At 65.9% G+C, this 15,480-nt stretch carries 16 protein-coding genes and 1 tRNA gene; 8 read left to right on the top strand and 9 right to left on the bottom strand.

Annotated features, from left to right (window positions below):
- Nucleotides 1-22: 22 nt before the first annotated feature.
- Nucleotides 23-1,003 (top strand): D-erythronate dehydrogenase, encoded by a 981-nt coding sequence (denD, locus tag VGN82_RS09530; protein WP_327526766.1) that lies wholly within the window; start codon nt 23-25, stop codon nt 1,001-1,003.
- A 100-nt stretch (nt 1,004-1,103) separates the two neighbouring features.
- Here the strand turns inward: denD and VGN82_RS09535 are convergent, their stop codons facing one another.
- From VGN82_RS09535 to rplU, 3 genes are all read right to left on the bottom strand, one after another.
- The gene (locus VGN82_RS09535; RefSeq protein WP_327526767.1) at nt 1,104-1,757 is read right to left on the bottom strand and encodes a GNAT family N-acetyltransferase; all 654 of its coding nucleotides are present in this window, start codon (nt 1,755-1,757) and stop codon (nt 1,104-1,106) included.
- Nucleotides 1,758-1,910: 153 nt separating this feature from the next.
- Nucleotides 1,911-2,177, bottom strand: coding sequence for a 50S ribosomal protein L27 (rpmA, locus tag VGN82_RS09540; RefSeq protein ID WP_327526768.1), 267 nt, complete (start codon nt 2,175-2,177; stop codon nt 1,911-1,913).
- A gap of 169 nt (nt 2,178-2,346) precedes the next feature.
- Entirely contained in the window at nt 2,347-2,847 is a 501-nt protein-coding gene (gene rplU / locus VGN82_RS09545) for a 50S ribosomal protein L21 (RefSeq protein ID WP_327526769.1), read from the bottom strand.
- A gap of 293 nt (nt 2,848-3,140) precedes the next feature.
- Here rplU and VGN82_RS09550 point away from each other — a divergent pair.
- Together VGN82_RS09550 and VGN82_RS09555 are read left to right on the top strand one after the other, a co-directional pair.
- Nucleotides 3,141-3,230: transfer RNA gene (locus VGN82_RS09550), tRNA-Ser, on the top strand.
- A 166-nt stretch (nt 3,231-3,396) separates the two neighbouring features.
- Complete coding sequence (locus tag VGN82_RS09555; RefSeq protein WP_327526770.1) at nt 3,397-3,663, top strand: hypothetical protein; 267 nt, start codon at nt 3,397-3,399, stop codon at nt 3,661-3,663.
- 69 nt (nt 3,664-3,732) lie between these two features.
- On the opposite strand, the gene VGN82_RS09560 is transcribed toward VGN82_RS09555, so the two are convergent.
- From VGN82_RS09560 to VGN82_RS09580, 5 genes are all read right to left on the bottom strand, one after another.
- Complete coding sequence (locus VGN82_RS09560; protein ID WP_327526771.1) at nt 3,733-4,698, bottom strand: carbon-nitrogen hydrolase family protein; 966 nt, start codon at nt 4,696-4,698, stop codon at nt 3,733-3,735.
- A 5-nt stretch (nt 4,699-4,703) separates the two neighbouring features.
- Nucleotides 4,704-5,477 (bottom strand): flavin reductase family protein, encoded by a 774-nt coding sequence (locus tag VGN82_RS09565; protein ID WP_327526772.1) that lies wholly within the window; start codon nt 5,475-5,477, stop codon nt 4,704-4,706.
- Between the two features lie 109 nt (nt 5,478-5,586).
- Nucleotides 5,587-6,642: an ABC transporter substrate-binding protein gene (locus tag VGN82_RS09570; RefSeq protein WP_327526773.1), complete on the bottom strand. Its 1,056-nt coding sequence runs from the start codon at nt 6,640-6,642 to the stop codon at nt 5,587-5,589.
- 3 nt (nt 6,643-6,645) lie between these two features.
- The gene (locus tag VGN82_RS09575; RefSeq protein WP_327526774.1) at nt 6,646-7,488 is read right to left on the bottom strand and encodes an ABC transporter ATP-binding protein; all 843 of its coding nucleotides are present in this window, start codon (nt 7,486-7,488) and stop codon (nt 6,646-6,648) included.
- A gap of 9 nt (nt 7,489-7,497) precedes the next feature.
- The gene (locus tag VGN82_RS09580; protein WP_327526775.1) at nt 7,498-8,331 is read right to left on the bottom strand and encodes an ABC transporter permease; all 834 of its coding nucleotides are present in this window, start codon (nt 8,329-8,331) and stop codon (nt 7,498-7,500) included.
- A 266-nt stretch (nt 8,332-8,597) separates the two neighbouring features.
- On the opposite strand from VGN82_RS09580, the gene VGN82_RS09585 reads away from it, so the two are divergent.
- Entirely contained in the window at nt 8,598-9,347 is a 750-nt protein-coding gene (locus VGN82_RS09585; protein WP_327526776.1) for a TrmB family transcriptional regulator, read from the top strand.
- A gap of 76 nt (nt 9,348-9,423) precedes the next feature.
- Here VGN82_RS09585 and VGN82_RS09590 read toward each other — a convergent pair whose 3' ends face one another.
- On the bottom strand, nt 9,424-10,464 hold the full coding sequence (locus tag VGN82_RS09590; RefSeq protein WP_327526777.1) for a LacI family DNA-binding transcriptional regulator: 1,041 nt from the start codon (nt 10,462-10,464) through the stop codon (nt 9,424-9,426).
- Nucleotides 10,465-10,589: 125 nt separating this feature from the next.
- Here VGN82_RS09590 and VGN82_RS09595 point away from each other — a divergent pair, with 125 nt between their 5' ends.
- Genes VGN82_RS09595 through VGN82_RS09610 form a run of 4 tightly spaced genes read left to right on the top strand, consistent with a single transcriptional unit; the run spans nt 10,590 to nt 15,476 of the window.
- Nucleotides 10,590-11,873 carry a M20/M25/M40 family metallo-hydrolase gene (locus VGN82_RS09595; protein WP_327526778.1) on the top strand — a complete coding sequence of 428 codons (1,284 nt, stop codon included), beginning with the start codon at nt 10,590-10,592 and terminating at the stop codon, nt 11,871-11,873.
- Entirely contained in the window at nt 11,873-13,462 is a 1,590-nt protein-coding gene (locus tag VGN82_RS09600) for an ABC transporter substrate-binding protein (RefSeq protein ID WP_327526779.1), read from the top strand. Before VGN82_RS09595 ends, VGN82_RS09600 begins: the two co-directional genes overlap by 1 nt.
- The gene (locus VGN82_RS09605) at nt 13,459-14,766 is read left to right on the top strand and encodes an NAD(P)/FAD-dependent oxidoreductase (RefSeq protein ID WP_327526780.1); all 1,308 of its coding nucleotides are present in this window, start codon (nt 13,459-13,461) and stop codon (nt 14,764-14,766) included. Before VGN82_RS09600 ends, VGN82_RS09605 begins: the two co-directional genes overlap by 4 nt.
- Nucleotides 14,767-14,795: 29 nt before the next feature.
- Nucleotides 14,796-15,476 carry a DUF1028 domain-containing protein gene (locus VGN82_RS09610; RefSeq protein WP_327526781.1) on the top strand — a complete coding sequence of 227 codons (681 nt, stop codon included), beginning with the start codon at nt 14,796-14,798 and terminating at the stop codon, nt 15,474-15,476.
- Nucleotides 15,477-15,480 lie beyond the last annotated feature (4 nt).

A 15,480-nucleotide genomic window follows, 5' to 3' on the forward strand; every position in this document is an offset into this window, starting at 1 on the left:
GAAAACAACAGGGAGGACGCCCATGCATATTCTCGTTCTCGGCGGCGCCGGCATGGCCGGCCGCAAGTTCATCGAGAGGCTGGCCAAGGACGGCCAGCTTGGCGGCAAGAGCATCGCCAAGGTGACGGCGCAGGACGTCGTCGCCGCGCAGGCGCCGGCGGGCGCGGCCTTCGCCTTCGAGGCCGTCGTGTCGGACCTTGCGGCACCGGGCCAGGCGGAGGCGCTGATCGCCTCGCGTCCGGAGCTGATCGTCCATCTCGCGGCGGTCGTCTCCGGTGAGGCCGAGGCCGATTTCGAGAAGGGCTACCGCATCAACCTCGACGGAACGCGTTTCCTGTTCGAGGCGATCCGGCTGGCCGGCGGCTACAAGCCCCGGCTGGTCTTCACCTCCTCGGTCGCGGTCTTCGGCGCGCCGTTCCACGACAAGATCAACGACGAGTTCTTCACGACACCGCTGACCAGCTATGGCACGCAGAAGGCAATCTGCGAGTTGCTGCTCTCGGATTACTCGCGCCGCGGCTTCTTCGACGGCATCAGCATCCGCTTCCCGACGATCTGCGTGCGGCCGGGCACGCCGAACAAGGCGGCCTCGGGCTTCTTCTCGAACATCATCCGCGAGCCGCTGAACGGCATCGAGGCGGTGCTGCCGGTCTCAGACCAGGTCCGTCACTGGCATGCTTCGCCGCGCTCGGCGGTCAACTTCCTGATCCACGCCTCGACCATGGATCTCGGGGCGGTCGGACCGCGCCGGGCCCTGACCATGCCGGGCTATTCCTGCACCGTCGCGGAGCAGATCGAATCGTTGCGCAAGGTCGCGGGCGACAATGTCGTGGCACGGATCAAGCGCGTGCCGGATCCGGTGATCGACCGGATCGTCGAGGGCTGGCCACGCAATTTCGATCCACAGCGCGCGCTCGCGCTGGGCTTCAAGGCGGAGTCGAGCTTCGACGAGATCATCCGCATCCATATCGAGGACGAGCTCGGCGGCAATTTCGTCAAGTAGGCCCGCGCCTCGACCGCCCGGGCGTGATGCTCGGGCTCAGATATCAAAATGCCCGGCCGCGAGGCCGGGCATTCTGCATTTCAGGACCTGGCTCGAGGGCTCAGGCCGGGCAGGGTTCGCCCGAGGCGTCGGCCAGATCGACGGAGTCGATCTCGGGCGCATGCGCCCAGCCACTGGCGCCCCAGCTCTTCAGCGCGGCCCAGGTCGAGCGGTCGAGCCGGTACTGCTCGCAGGGGAACAGTCCCCCACGCGCCGGCAGCGACTTGAGGAAGGAGCCCTCGGCCCGGAAGCCGGACTTCTCCAGCACCCGCCGCGAGGCCGGGTTGATGACGCGCGTATCGGCCTCGATCGCGGGCAGCTCGAGCAGGGTGAACAGCGAGTCGATCAGCGCCTGCACGGCTTCGGTCGCATAGCCCTTGTTCCAGTGCTGGGTGCCGAGCCAGTAGCCGATGAAGGGCACGCCCGTCGCCTGCTTGTGCGCGCCGATCATGCCGATCAGCTCGTTGGGCTTCGACCTCGGCGTGATCGCCAGCACGAGATGCTCGCCCAGCGCATTGCCCTTGCGCATGGCGAAGATGAAGGGCTCGACCGCATCCACCGGATAGGGATGCGGGATCGACGCCGTCATCTCGGCCACGGCTTTCTCCCCGGCCTGGCGAAGGATGGCGGAAGCGTCCGCCATGCGGGGCCAGCGCAGCCAGAGACGGCGGGTCTCAAGCCGGAAGACATCGTCGCGGGTCAGTTCGGGGAACATCGGTCTCTCCGTCGGCGCAAACGAAAAAAGGGAGCTGGGTTTTGCCCCATCTCCCCTTTTCCTTGACCTTCGGGAAACCCGTGGAGGGTCTTTACCCTTGATCCGATCCGGTTCGATGGAACCGGCGGATCGAGGAAATCCCTATCCGCCGTCTTATTCTGCGGCCTCTTGGGCCGGGACTACGTTGACGAAAGCTCGGCCGAGTTTCGTCGTGAAGCGGACTCGGCCCGCCGTCGTCGCAAAGAGGGTATGGTCTTTGCCCATGCCGACATTGACGCCGGCATGCCAACGCGTGCCGCGCTGACGAATGATGATGTTGCCGGGCACGACCGCCTGGTCGCCGAAGCGCTTCACGCCGAGGCGCTTGCTTTCGGAGTCGCGACCGTTGCGGGACGAGCCGCCTGCCTTTTTGTGAGCCATAACGCCCTACCTCGAAAAACTGTTGTGTCTCTCTAACCCGAATCGACGGCGAAAGCCACCCGCTTCGGATACGAAATGCCGCAGCACGATCCTGTCAGGAGCGACAGGCGGAGGGCGGGGCCCTCCGGGATGGTGCCGCGGCGCGAATATCGGCGCCGGTTGCCCGGTCTCAGGCCTCGGAGGCCTCGTCCTTCGCCGCCTTCTTGGCAGGGGCCTTCTTGGCCGCAGCCTTCTTCGGCTTCTCAGCCTCGTCGGCAGCCTCGGCCTTGGCAGCCTTGGCGACCTTCGCCGGCTTGGCAGCCTTTTCCGCGACGACGTCGGCGGCGACGGCACCCTTCTTCATCTCCGGCTGCTTGCCGCCGGTGAGGATGTCGGTGATGCGAACGACGGTCAGCTCGGCACGGAAGCCGCGCTTGCGCTTCGAATTCTGGCGGCGGCGCTTCTTGAAGGCGATGACCTTCTCGCCACGGGCCTGCTCGACGATCTCGGCCGCGACGGTGATCTCGGAGAGGGCCTTGGCGTCCAGGGTGGTCTTGTCGCCATCGGTGAGCAGCAGGACGTTGCCGAAGGCGACGGTGTCGCCCGGGTTGCCCTCGAGCTTGGCGATGGTGATCTTGTCGTTGGCGGCGACGCGGAACTGCTTTCCGCCGGTCTTGATGACTGCGAACATTTTATCCTCCATGTTCGGCCCCGCCCTGTCATGGTCCTCGTCGAGGCGCATGCGGGACGGCTTTTTGGCAGTCGGTTGCGTGGTCGGTTGCTCTTGCCGGTCTGCGACGCAATCACACAGGCCAAAAGAGATCAGGCGCGGGTTTCCCCACGCCGGACGAGGCTCGATAGTCGCATGCCCCGCGCAGGTCAAGGGAAAGCATGTGTACGAGGCTCGATTTATGACGTCTGTAAGACTTGTCTTGCCCGGGGACCGCGTGTAGTAACCAGCCCGCTTCGACCGAAGGCGACCGCGGACAGGTGGCAGAGTGGTTGAATGCACCGCACTCGAAATGCGGCATACCTGCAAGGGTATCGGGGGTTCAAATCCCTCCCTGTCCGCCACTCCTCGCCTCTAACCGATTGGCATGCGGTCGAGAGACTTTCCCGCGTAGCGCTCATCCCACGATTTGCCTCACTGCGTGGCCATGGTCGTCTTACTGGCCTGATCGTAGGATCAGGTGCGACGCAGGCCGGCCGTACGGCCTCAGGAGCCCGCAGGAGGCCGAGGGTGGTCGATCCAAGAATCGTTCGGCGGCGGGCCCAATTTCCAAAGTTGAAGGGCTGGCATCGCAATCGCAGCGGCAATTGGCAGATCGAGCTTCGTGGTTTTCGCGTGACGGTGTTCCAGAAGCCGATGGGCTGGGGCGCCGTGATCAGCCACCCAAGCAAGCCCGAGGGCGCATTCACGCGAGAAACCTACCGAAGCTTCGCCGAGGCCCAATTGGCCTCGTTCGACGTGTTCACGCAGCTCGAGGCGCAGATCACTGACCGTTGATCAAGCTTCGGTGGGCGATCGGTTGCGGCTGCGGCGGGCTTGATCGGCGCCCTCGCGAGCCTACCGCGCTCAGGCCTTGTCGGCCGCGACGATCCTTGACGCATCGCTGTTGCCAACGGCGACCACGGGCAGGTGCTGCCGTTCATCGACGCTCAAGCTGAACAGGTCGGGCCGCGCGTAATGGCCGACCGGGTCGAAATCGAGCCGGGCGCCGAGGAGGTCGTCGCGGTCGATCTCGGCGGTCAGGATACCCTCCTCGTCGACGAGCGGCCCCGCCAGGATCTCGCCGAGCGGTCCGACGATGACCGAGCGGCCGTGCATCATCCACTCGTCCGGCGCAGCCTCGATGCGGCTGGCATAGTCCTCGGGAAAATCGGAGCGGCGCATGACCTGGCAGGCGCCGATCACGAAGCAGCGGCCTTCCATGGCGACGTGCCGCATCGTGGCGATCCAGCTCTCCCGGTCGTCGGCCGTCGGCGCCGCCCAGATCTGGACGCCCTTGGCATAATAGGCCGCCCGCATCAGTGGCATGTAGTGCTCCCAGCAGATCGCTCCGCCCAGCTTGCCATAGGGCGTGTCGACGACCGTCAGGGTCGAGCCGTCTCCGAAGCCCCAGACGAGGCGCTCGGAGCCGGTCGGCATGACCTTGCGGTGCTTGCCCAACAGCCCATCGGGGGAGAGGTAGAGCGCCGTGCAGTAGAGCGTGCCGCCCTCGCGTTCGATCACGCCGACCACCGCGTGCAGATCGTGCTGTGCGCAGGCCGCGACCAACTGGTCGACCTCGGGTCCCGGCACGACGATGGCGCCCTTGACGTAGCGGGCGAAGTCGGCCCGCCCCTCGGCGGTGCGACGACCGATGCTGCAGCCGAAGTCGAGCCCCTTCGGATAGCCGCCGATGAACGCTTCCGGAAAGACCGCAAGCTTGGCGCCGGTCGCGGCCGCATCGGCCATGAGTGCGACGGTGCGCGCGGTGGCGGCCGCGCCGTCGAAGGGAATGGTCGTCGCCTGAACGGCAGCGACTTTGATCCGGGTCATCCCTGTCATTCCTTGTGTTGAGCGGGGTCGCCGATGCCCTGGCGGTCGCGCCAGAGCGGACGATCGAGATCGAAAAGATCGTGGGTGCGGGTGTAGGCGGAGGCGCCATGCATCCGGCCGACGAGGTCGAGAGCCGCGTGGTCGACGCGCGGACGCTGCGGATCGCCGGTCAGGACGTGCTCGGCGTAATGCGCGTGGAGCACCTCGCCGACCGCCATCAACTGGCCTGGCCCGGTCTCCAGCAGATGCGTCAGCCGGCACTCGAGCGCCACCGGGGAGGCCGCGATCCGCGGCGGTCTGATGGCGAGGCTCGGAGCGGTGGCAAGGCCGGCGATCTCCGTCTCGTCGATCTCCGGCGGAGCATCGACGCAGGTGGCGTTCATCGCCTGAGCCAGCGCGAAAGGCACGAGATTGATGACGAACTCGCCGGTCGCGCGGATATTGGCCGCTGTGTCCTTCGGCTCACCCGGGCGCGCCAGGATGCCGAGCGCCACGACCGGCCTGTCGGCGCCGAAGAGATTGAAGAAGGAATAGGGAGCCGCGTTGACGACACCGTCGCACGAAGAGGTCACGACCCAGGCGATCGGGCGCGGCATGATCGTCGATGCCAGCAGCCGATAGCGGTCGGCGGCCGACAAGGCGGCGAGGTCGAAATGGCGTGTCGGAAAGATGTCCTGGCCTGACAGGAGTCCGATCTGCCGGGCATCTGCGGCCGCAGGCCCGCGCCCGGCCGGCCGTTCGCGGAGAGCCGTTGCTCCCGGTGCGGGATTTTCGCTCATTTCGGTCCTGCTGGCCCGGTCGTACGTATCCGGGTGGGGAAGCCATGCCGATGGCGCCTCGGGCAAACCCGAAGCGCCATCGATTTCGCTGCTGCGGAAGGCGTGCGCCTCAGGCGCGGGTGATCTTCACGCTCTTCGGGTCGAAGCCCTGCGCAGCCGCTTCCTTGTCGACCGCACTGGCGATGGCCGTGTTGATGAATTTGGAGACATCGGGCATCCGCGGCAGCAGCTTCGCCTCGACGCCCCATTTCGCCAGCGTCTCCATCTTGGCGATCTGGGCAGGAGACAGCGTCGCCTTGATGTCGGTGAAGGCCTTGGCGTTCCAGGCCGGGTCGTAGCTCGACGCCTTCTGCAGCACTTCGAGCGGGATGTTCTTGGCGGGCTCCAGCGAGCGGAACCAGCCATTGACCAGCTCCTGGTTCTGGCTGGCGAAGAACAGCGCCTCCGAATTGGCCCGCAGGAAGCGCTTCAGCACCTCCGGCTTCTGCTGGAAGAAGCGGTTATTGGCCGAGAGCGCGATGACGGGCGTCACGTTCTGCGAGACGACCTGCGCATGGCCGGCGTTCTCGAAGAAGGAAACGAACGGGTCATAGGTGAAGAAGGCGTCGATACGCTGCGCACCGACGGCGTCGGCCAGCTCGGCCGGGCCGACATTGACGAAGGTCATGTCCTTGCCCGGCACGAGCCCAGCCTTGATGACGGCCTCCTGCGCATTCTGGAACGCGGTGATGCCGAAAGTGCCATAGACCTGCTTGCCCTTGAGGTCCTCGATTTTGGTGATCCCGGACTTCTTGGTCGTCAGCACCGCCGAGCGGAACAGGGCCTGCGACGAGACAGTCGTCACCGGCGCGCCAATGGCCATGGTGGTCACTGCCGCGAAATCGGACAGCGTGCCGATATCGCCGGCGCCCGAGACCAATGCCTCGGTGATGGCCGGCGAGGCCGCGAGCTGGATCATCTCCATGCGCAGGCCGTTACGGGCAGCGATGTCGGTCCGCATCAGGACATGGGCGATCTGGGCCGAGACGGTGGTGGTGTTGAACCAGCACATCTTGACGAGGTCGCCCTCCTGCGCCCGCAGGATAGATGGCGTCGCGAGCGGGAGGGAGGCAGCGAAGCCAGCGGCGAGCTGACCGAAGCGGCGGCGCGAGATTGTCGATGTCACAGCTTATTCCCCTTTTTGCCATTCGGGCTTCAGCGTCTCCCAGAGGTCGTTGACCGTGGAGACGAACCATGGGTCGGATCGCATATCGGCGGTGCGCGGCCGGGGCAGCGGCACGAGGACCTCCTCCCGCACCCGGCCCGGGCGCGGGCTCATCACCACAACCCGGTCGGCCAGGAAGACGGCCTCGTCGATGCCATGCGTGACGAAGATCACCGTCTTGCCGGCTTCCGAGGAAATGCGGGCGATCTCCTCCTGCAGCAGGACGCGGGTCTGCGCGTCGAGCGCGCCGAAGGGCTCGTCCATCAGCAGGATGTCGGGATCGGGCGCCAGGGCGCGCGCAATCGCGGCGCGCTGCTTCATGCCGCCGGACATCTGGTGCGGATACTTGTCCTCGAAGCCGGTGAGGTGGACGGTCGCAATCAGAGAACGCGCGATCTCGGCGCGCTCGGCCTTCGGCATGCCCTTGGCCTTGAGGCCGAACTCGACATTCTGCTGCACGGTCATCCAGCCGAACAGCGCGTAGTCCTGGAAGACGACGGTGCGTGAGGGATCGGGCTTCGTGATCGGCCGCCCGTCCTGGAGGATCTGGCCGCTGGTAGCGGACTGGAATCCGGCGATGATGCCGAGAAGCGTCGACTTCCCGCATCCGGACGGACCGAGCAGCGAGATGAACTCGCCGCGGCGGATGCGCAGCGACACGCCGTCGAGCGCGACGACCGGATCGTCGGAGGCTTTCGATCCGTAGACCTTGCCGACATTGCGGATGTCGATCTGGGTATCGGCCGGCGCCGGCTGGGATGCACGGTCCCGAAATGCGGGAGCGATGAGGGCGGTGTTCGTGGCCATTTCCTGCCCTCAATTGCGCTCGGAGGGAGCCCAGGCGTTCACACGGCGCTCAATGCGCTCGAGAACGGCGGACATCGCGAAGCCGACCAGGCCGATCGTGACCATGCCGGCCACGACATTGTTGATCTGGAAGAGCATGCGGGACTGCTGGATCAGGTAGCCGAGGCCGGTCTGGGCCGCGATCAGCTCAGCCGTGACGACGCACATCCAGCCGACGCCGAGCGCGATCCTGAGCCCTGGCAGGATGATCGGCAGCGAGGCCGGGATCAGCACGTCCCAAAAGAGCTGCCACGGTTTGGCGCCGAGGCAGAGCGCCGCGTTCATCTGGTTCTGGTCGAGGCTTCGGACGGCCGTGTAGGTCGCAACGAAGGCGGGAAAGACGGCTCCGAGAAAGACGAGGAAGTAGGAGGCGGCATCGCCCAGACCGAACCAGAGGATGGTGATCGGGATCCAGGCGAGCGGCGGGATCGGGCGAAGCGCCTCGACCACCGGCCGGACATAGTCCGACACGTCGCGCCACCAGCCGCAGACCAGGCCGAGGACAAGGCCGACGACGCAGGCGAGCAGGAAACCGACCGCGACGCGCTGCAGACTTGCGCCGAGATGAACCCAGAGCGAGCCATCGAGGGCCAGCTGCCACAACGCTTCGGCGACCGCGACGGGCGAAGGCAACAGGAAGCCATCGACGAAGCCGAGCCCCGTCACCGCCTGCCAGAATGCGAAGAAGGCAGCGAGGCCCAGCATGGCGCGCACGGATTTGTCGGCGAGTATCCGCGCCAATGGCGGGGACTTCCGCTTGCGAGGCGCGGCAGGCAGGGCGCCTGCGTCGGCTTTCGCTTCCATGAGAGGTTCTCCTTCACGCCGCATGCGGACGCCATCCAATCGCTGGCGGGTCTATTCAATGACTGATTATGTCGGCTTTTACCGTCAACGTACGTTTCTGATTGAACTGGTGATTTATCGAGCAAAGAGGCTCTATTTGGCGCCACATGCTCGATGGCGCGCTGAATATTTGTGCGATGCACAATAGATAATATCGGAGAAATCCGACAATAGACGGCGTGCCGGGGATCGGACATGCTGATCCGGGCGACAGGCTGAGGGCTACCGTGGATATCGAAGAGAAACTGGCCCGGATCGGCATCTCCGGGACGCTCTACAAGCTGTATCTGACGGTCGTGGGCCTTGGCGGCGCGTCGATCACAGAGATCGCCGCTCAGGCCGGGCTGGCGCGAACGACGGCGCACGACCTCCTGATCAAGCTCGAGGCCGAGGGGCTGATCCGCTTCGTCGATCACGGCAAGCGCCGCTTCGTCGTGGCGCAGGATCCGGGCGTTCTGCTCGAGCGTATCGAGGCGCGCCGGCAGATGCTCGAGGACGTCATGCCGGTCCTGCGCTCGATGTATCACCACGAGAGCGGGCAGCCGAATGTCCGCTTCCATCCAGGCGCGGAAGGGATCCGGACGGTTCTGTGGGACACCCTGACCGGCAGCGACAAGGTGCTGCGCGCGACCTTGTCGATGAAGGAGCTCATGGCGGAGCCGGGCCTGGAGGAAATGGAGCGCTACCTCTCCGAGCGGGCGCGGCGCGGCATCACGCTGCGCGTGATCCGCTCGGCCGAGAGGGACATCGTGCCGATCTGGCCATCGAGCGAGGAGGAACGGCGCGAGCTGCGCTACGCTCCCAGCGAGCACAATCTGGCGATGACCTGCTTCATCTATGGCAACAAGGTCTGCCTGATCTCCTCCGCGCGCGAAAGTTACGGGCTGATCATCGACAGCTTCGAGTTCGCCGCATTCCAGGCGTCGATGTTCGATGCGATGTGGAGCTTGAGCACCCCCACGCCCGATCGACCGTGACCGTCAATCGCAGTCGCGGTGGATCGTTGGGCGCGATCCGGGGGGCTGCGCCGCCTCCCCGAGAGTCGTCAGTCGCTCAGGCGCTGCCTCTCTGCACCAGCGAGTAGTCGACATTCCTGACTGGCGTATCGATCGGGTTGCCCTCGATGCGCGAAACCAGCATGTCGGCTGCCGCCCAGCCCATCTGGTAGCCCTGGGTCCTGATCGTCGTCAGGCCGGGCGGAATCTCGGCCGCGATCTCGAAGTCGCCGAAGCCGGCGACCGCGAGATCATCCGGCACCCTCATGCCTCGGCGCTGCGCCTCGAACATCACGCCGACGGCGAGAAGGTCCGAAGCGCAGAGAACGGCCCGCGCGCCTCCGGCTTCCAGCAGCTGCGTCAGGCCGCTGGCTCCGCCGCGAAAGCTGGACGCGTCCTCGGTTGCGTCCTCGCGCTGCGGCGAGACCACGAGGTCGGCGCGTAGCCCCGCGTCGCGCAGGGCCTGCAGGGCGCCCTCCCGGCGAGCGTCGTAACGACGAAGGCCGGGCACGGGATAGTCGAGATATCCGATCCGGTCGTAGCCCTTGGCGATCAGGTAGCGCGCGATCTCGGCGCCAGCGTCATGATTTCGAAATCCCGTCGCCATGTCGATGATCGGCCCCTCGGTCTCCCAGACCTCGACGACGGGAAGTCCGGAGCCGTGCAGGAGCGCACGGGTTTCCTCGCCATGGCGCGTACCGGTCAGGACGAGACCGTCGGGGCGCCGCCGGATGAAGGCCGCGACGGCAGCGGCCTCCGATTCCAGCGAATAGCCGGTGTTGGTGATCATGAACTGGTAGGAGGACTGCCTGAGGCGATCGGCCATGCCCTGGATGCTGTTGGCATTGTTGGAGTTGCGCAGGGACGGCACGACGATCCCGATCATCGCGCTGCGACCGGAGGCGAGATTGCCGGCGAGCATGTTGGGAACGAAGCCCAGCCGCTCGCCTTCGCTCAGAACCCGTTCGCGCGTGCCGACGCTGACCGCGGATGGATTCTTGTAGACGCGAGAGACCGTCATCAGCGAGACGCCGGCGGCATGCGCGACGTCCGACATGGTCGCCCAACCGGACAGCCGCTTCGCGGGATCATGGTTCATCGATCGGCCTGCTGCCTGCCTTTTGAGCACCTTCGATGCCCTTCGTCGCGACACACTACTTGACAGAAGGGGAAACATAAACCTGGATGTTAGCGATAACGTTAGCGCTAACAATCGAGTTTTTCGTGTCGAACTCCGAAGCTCTCAAAGACCGCGTTCTCGGCTGGATCGAGCGCGACCGCGACGAGATCATCGCGTTTCTCTCGGGCTTCCTGCAGGCGAAGTCGCCGAACCCGCCGGGCGATACCGTGCTGGCGAGCGCGCATGTCGAACGCTTCCTGGCGGGGCAGGGGCTGCCCTTCCGCGTCCTCAGCGCGCTGGACCACCTGCCCAACATCGTCGGCACGGTCTCCTCCGATCGGCCCGGGCGCCACCTCGTCCTTAACGGCCATATGGATGTGTTCCCGGCAATCGAGGAGGTTGCGGGCCAGCGCAGCCAGTGGAGCGGCGAGGTCACCGACGGCCGCATCTATGGTCGCGGCGCCGCGGACATGAAGTGCGGCACGACGGCTTCGATCTTCACCTACCGCTATCTGGCGGAGCTCATGCCCGAGCTGGCCGGGCGCCTGACGCTGACCGTGGTTTCCGACGAGGAGACCGGCGGCCGTTATGGAACGCGCTTTCTGATGGAGACGATTCCCGACGAAGTGATCGGCGATTGCTGTCTCAACGGCGAGCCGAGCGGCCTTGCGACACTGCGCTTCGGCGAGAAGGGCGCGCTGCGGATGGCGCTGACGGTGCGTACCCGCGGCGCCCACGGCGCCTACCCCCATCTGAGCGAGAGCGCGATCAAGATCGCTTGCCGCCTGGCCGCGGATCTCGAAGCGTTGGCCGAGCTGCGGCCGGAGCTGCCCGACACCGTCCGCGCTGCGATCGCGCAGCCCGAGGCCCGTCAGGCGATGAACATCAGTCTCGGTGACGGGGCTGCCGACATCGCCGACCGCGCGACCGTCAATATCGGGGTGATCCGCGGCGGGCTGAAGGTCAACATGATGCCCGACGAATGCCTGCTCGAGGTCGAGGTCAGGATGCCGCCGGGGCTCAGCATCGAGCGCGTCGAGGCCGAACTCGCCGGCATCCTCGCGCGCTATCCGATGGTGACGCGGGAAACCCGGCCCGATCACAGCTATCCGTCGAGCTGGTGCGACCCGGCCGGAGAGATGGCCGACATCCTGCGCGCGACCACGCGGCAGGTGACGGGCCGTGAGGCGGTTCCCATCGTCAGTCTGGGCGGCTCGGATGCGCGCTATTGGCGCTGGCGCGGCGTCCCCGCCTATCTGTACGGCCCCTCTCCGAAGACGATGGGCCATCGTGAGGAACACGTCACGATCGACGAGCTCTTCGCCGTCCTTCGCGTCCATGCGCTTTCGGCAATCGATTTTCTCGCAACGAAGAACGGAGGGGAATGATGGTCATCGCTCGAACATTCGTCATTGCTGCAGCGCTGCTGGCCGGCGGCTTTTCGGTTTCGGCAGCAAACCCGCCGGCCAAGGACAAGACGGTCACGATCCTGGTCCGGAACGACTCCGTCGGCTTCGACCCGCACAAGGCGACCGGGCGCGGCGCGGCCGAAATCCTGTTCATGATGGCGGACACGCTGGTCGCGGTCGAAGACGACCAGAAGACGCTTCATCCGCTGCTGGCGAAATCATGGTCGCTGTCGGATGACGGCCTGACCTACACCTTCAATCTGCGCGACGACGTCAAGTTCTGCGACGGCAAGCCGATGACGGCTGCCGACGTGGTCTATTCGCTGAAGCGCCTCATCGCTCCGGAGACGCGCTCGCCCGCCGCCTGGCGGCTCGGCAAGGTCGCCGACATCGTCGCCAAGGACGACACCACGGTCGTCTACACGCTCAAGGAGCCGCATAACGAGCTGCTGCTCCATCTCGCGCAGAGCTTCGGCTCGATTGTCGACCGCGCCAATGTCGAGAAGCTCGGCGCCGATTTCGGCGTGAAGGGCCTGAACGGCACCGGCCCGTTCTGCTGGGGCGAGTGGCGGCCGCGCGACCAGTTCATGGTCCTGCGCCACGATGCCTACAAATGGGGGCCTGCGATCTACGACAACAAGGGCCCAGCCAAGGTCGATGCGATCGTCTGGCGCGTCGTTCCCGAGGAGAGCGCGATCCTGGCCGCGATGCAGACGGGCGCCGGCGACATCTCCTATGTCCTGCCGGAATGGTCGATCGACCAGCTCAGCAAGATGCCGATGCTGACCAAGGCCGAGCCGCGCATCTCGAACTACTCCGCCTATCTGGGTCTGCGCCCGAACCGCAAGATGACCAGCGATATCCGCGTCCGCCAGGCGATGAACCTCGCCGTCGACCGCGAGGCGCTGGCCAAGAGCATGTGGTTCGGTCAGGCCCGTCCTGCCAAGACGCTGGTCAGTCCGGGCACCATCGACTACTCCGGAGCGACCGAGGCCGCCTTCGATCCCGCCAAGGCCAAGGCACTACTCGACGAGGCTGGCTGGAAGCTCGGCAATGACGGCTTCCGCTACAAGGATGGCGAGCGGCTATCGCCCTCGATCCTGGCCGCCGGAACCGCAGGCTGGCGTTCCCGCCTCGAGGCGATCCAGGGCTACATGAAGCAGGTCGGCATCGACCTGAAGCTGCTGCTCGTCGAGCCGGCGGCGGCCATGGCGCAGATCAACACCTCGCCCGAGTTCGACGGCTACGCGCTGTTCTCGCCCTACGCCACCTCCGGCGAAGTGCTGATGATGTTTCACTCGGCCAATGTGCCGGCGCCGAACCGCTTCAACTGGAAGGACAAGGCTACGGACGATCTGCTCGCGATCGGCCAGACCAGTCTCGACGCCGGCAAGAAGGCCGAGGCCTATGCTGCGGTCCAGAAGATCGTCGCGGATCAGGCGCTCCTCATCCCGCTCGTGCACGAACGCCTGTTCCTGTTCTCGACCAAGCGGGTCAAGGGCGTCGACGTCCACGGCATCTACAACAGTGCCGTCTACAAGGGCCTCGACATCGAGATCGCCAAGTGAGCGCAGCCCTGTTGGCCGAAGGCTTCAAGGCCGAGCCCTATTGGTGGGAGGCCGTGCCCCGGGGGACGGCCAACCTCCGGCCGCTGCCAGCGGCGGCCGATGTCGCCATCGTCGGCTCCGGCTATGCGGGCTTGTCGGCCGCGATAGCCCTGGCGCGCGCCGGCCGCAGCGTCGTCGTCATCGAAGCGCAGAGCGCTGGCCATGGCGCCAGCACGCGCAGTGTCGGCATGATCGGTGGCAGATTGCGGCAGAGCTACACCGCGCTCGCCAAGGATTTCGGAGCAGAGAAGGCGCTTGGACTGCTCAGGGAAACCTGGGACGCCTATGGCTGGTTTCGCGGCTTCGTCCGCGACGAGGCGATCGAATGCGACCTCGCACTATCCGGCCGGCTGATCTGTGCCTGGACGCCGAAGGATATGGAGGGGCTCAAGCGCCAGGCCGACTTCCTGACGAAGACCTTCGGCATCCCCGCCCACACCATCGGCAAGGAAGGTCTGCGCGCGGATGTCGCGACCGACCTCTATCATGGCGCGATGGTGCTGCCCGAGGATGGCGGCGTCGATCCCGCGAAATATCATCTCGGCCTGCTGCGCCTCGCGCGTGGCGAGGGCGTCGAGGTCATCGAGCACACGGCTGTGACCGGGCTCGTCGAAGGCGACGAAGCGACCGAAATCGTCACCGCCAGAGGCAGCGTGCAGGCCCGAGACGTCATCCTGGCGACCAACGCCTATACCGGCCGGGAGCTGCCCTGGTATCGCCGGCGCGTGATCGCGGTCGGCAGCCACATGATCGCGACGTCGCCGCTGCCGGCGGGTGAGGTCGACCGCCTTCTTCCCGGAGGGCAGCTGGTCAATGACACGCGCAAGCTCGCCTATGCGTTCCGCGCCAGCCCCGACCGGCAACGGCTTCTCGTCGGGGGGCGTGCCCTGCAACTCGACAGGGTCGACCCGGTCGGCATCGCTCGGCGCCTGAAAGAGGTGCTCGTCCTATCATTCCCGTCGCTGGCGGACATTCGCGTCAGCCATGCTTGGGAAGGCCGCGTCGGTTTCACCTTCGATCGCATTCCGCACATGGGGCGGCGCGGCAAGGTGCATCACGTGCTCGGCTGTAACGGCTCTGGGATCGTGATGAGCAGCTATCTCGGACGACGCACGGCCGAGCTGTTGCTGTCCGGCCGTTCCACGAGCCTGTTCGCGCAGCAGGAGCTGCCAGCCCGGCCCTACTACAACGGCATCCCCTGGTTCATGCCGCCGATGACCTTCGCCCTGTCGCTCCAGGACAGGGCGCGGTCCTGGTTCGGCTGACAACATCCAAGACGAATTCGGAGAGCTTCATGACCTTTTCCCTGATTGCGCGCGATGAGAAGACCGGCATGTTCGGCATCGGTATCGCCACCTCCAGCATCGCGGTCGGCAATCGCTGTCCCTGGGCGCGAGCCAAGGTCGGCGCGGTGACGTCGCAGCATCGCAGCGACATTCGGCTCGGGCCGAAGGGACTCGATTTCCTGTCTGCCGGGCTGAGCGCCGAGGAGTCGGTCCGCCGCCTGATCGACGAGAGCGAATTTCCCGACCAACGCCAGGTCGCGGCCATTGATCGCGAGGGGCGGACGGCGTTCTACTGCGGCCCGAAGATCCCCTCGATCAACTCGGGCTTTCAGGGCGCGAACTGCGTCTCGACCGGCAATGTCATCGCCAATCCCGATGTGCCCAAGGCGATGGTCCGCTATTTCGAGGGGGCGACCGGCGTGCCATTCGTCGAGAAGCTGCTCGGCGCGATCGATGCCGGCCTGGCCGCAGGCGGCGAAACCCAGCCGATCATGTCGGCGGCGCTCCTCGTCGTCGACGAACAGGACTGGCCCCTCGTGGATCTGCGCGTGGACCTGGAAGCGGAGCCGCAGGCGAAGCTCCGGCAGCTGTGGGAGGCCTATGAGCCGCAGCTCGAACACTTCGTCGTGCAGGTCCTGCGCCCGAACGACGTAAAGCCGCGCAAGGCCGTGGAAGCCATTCAGGCCTGATCGC

The organism is Allobosea sp. (assembly GCF_035999205.1).
In the GTDB taxonomy this organism is placed as follows: domain Bacteria; phylum Pseudomonadota; class Alphaproteobacteria; order Rhizobiales; family Beijerinckiaceae; genus Allobosea.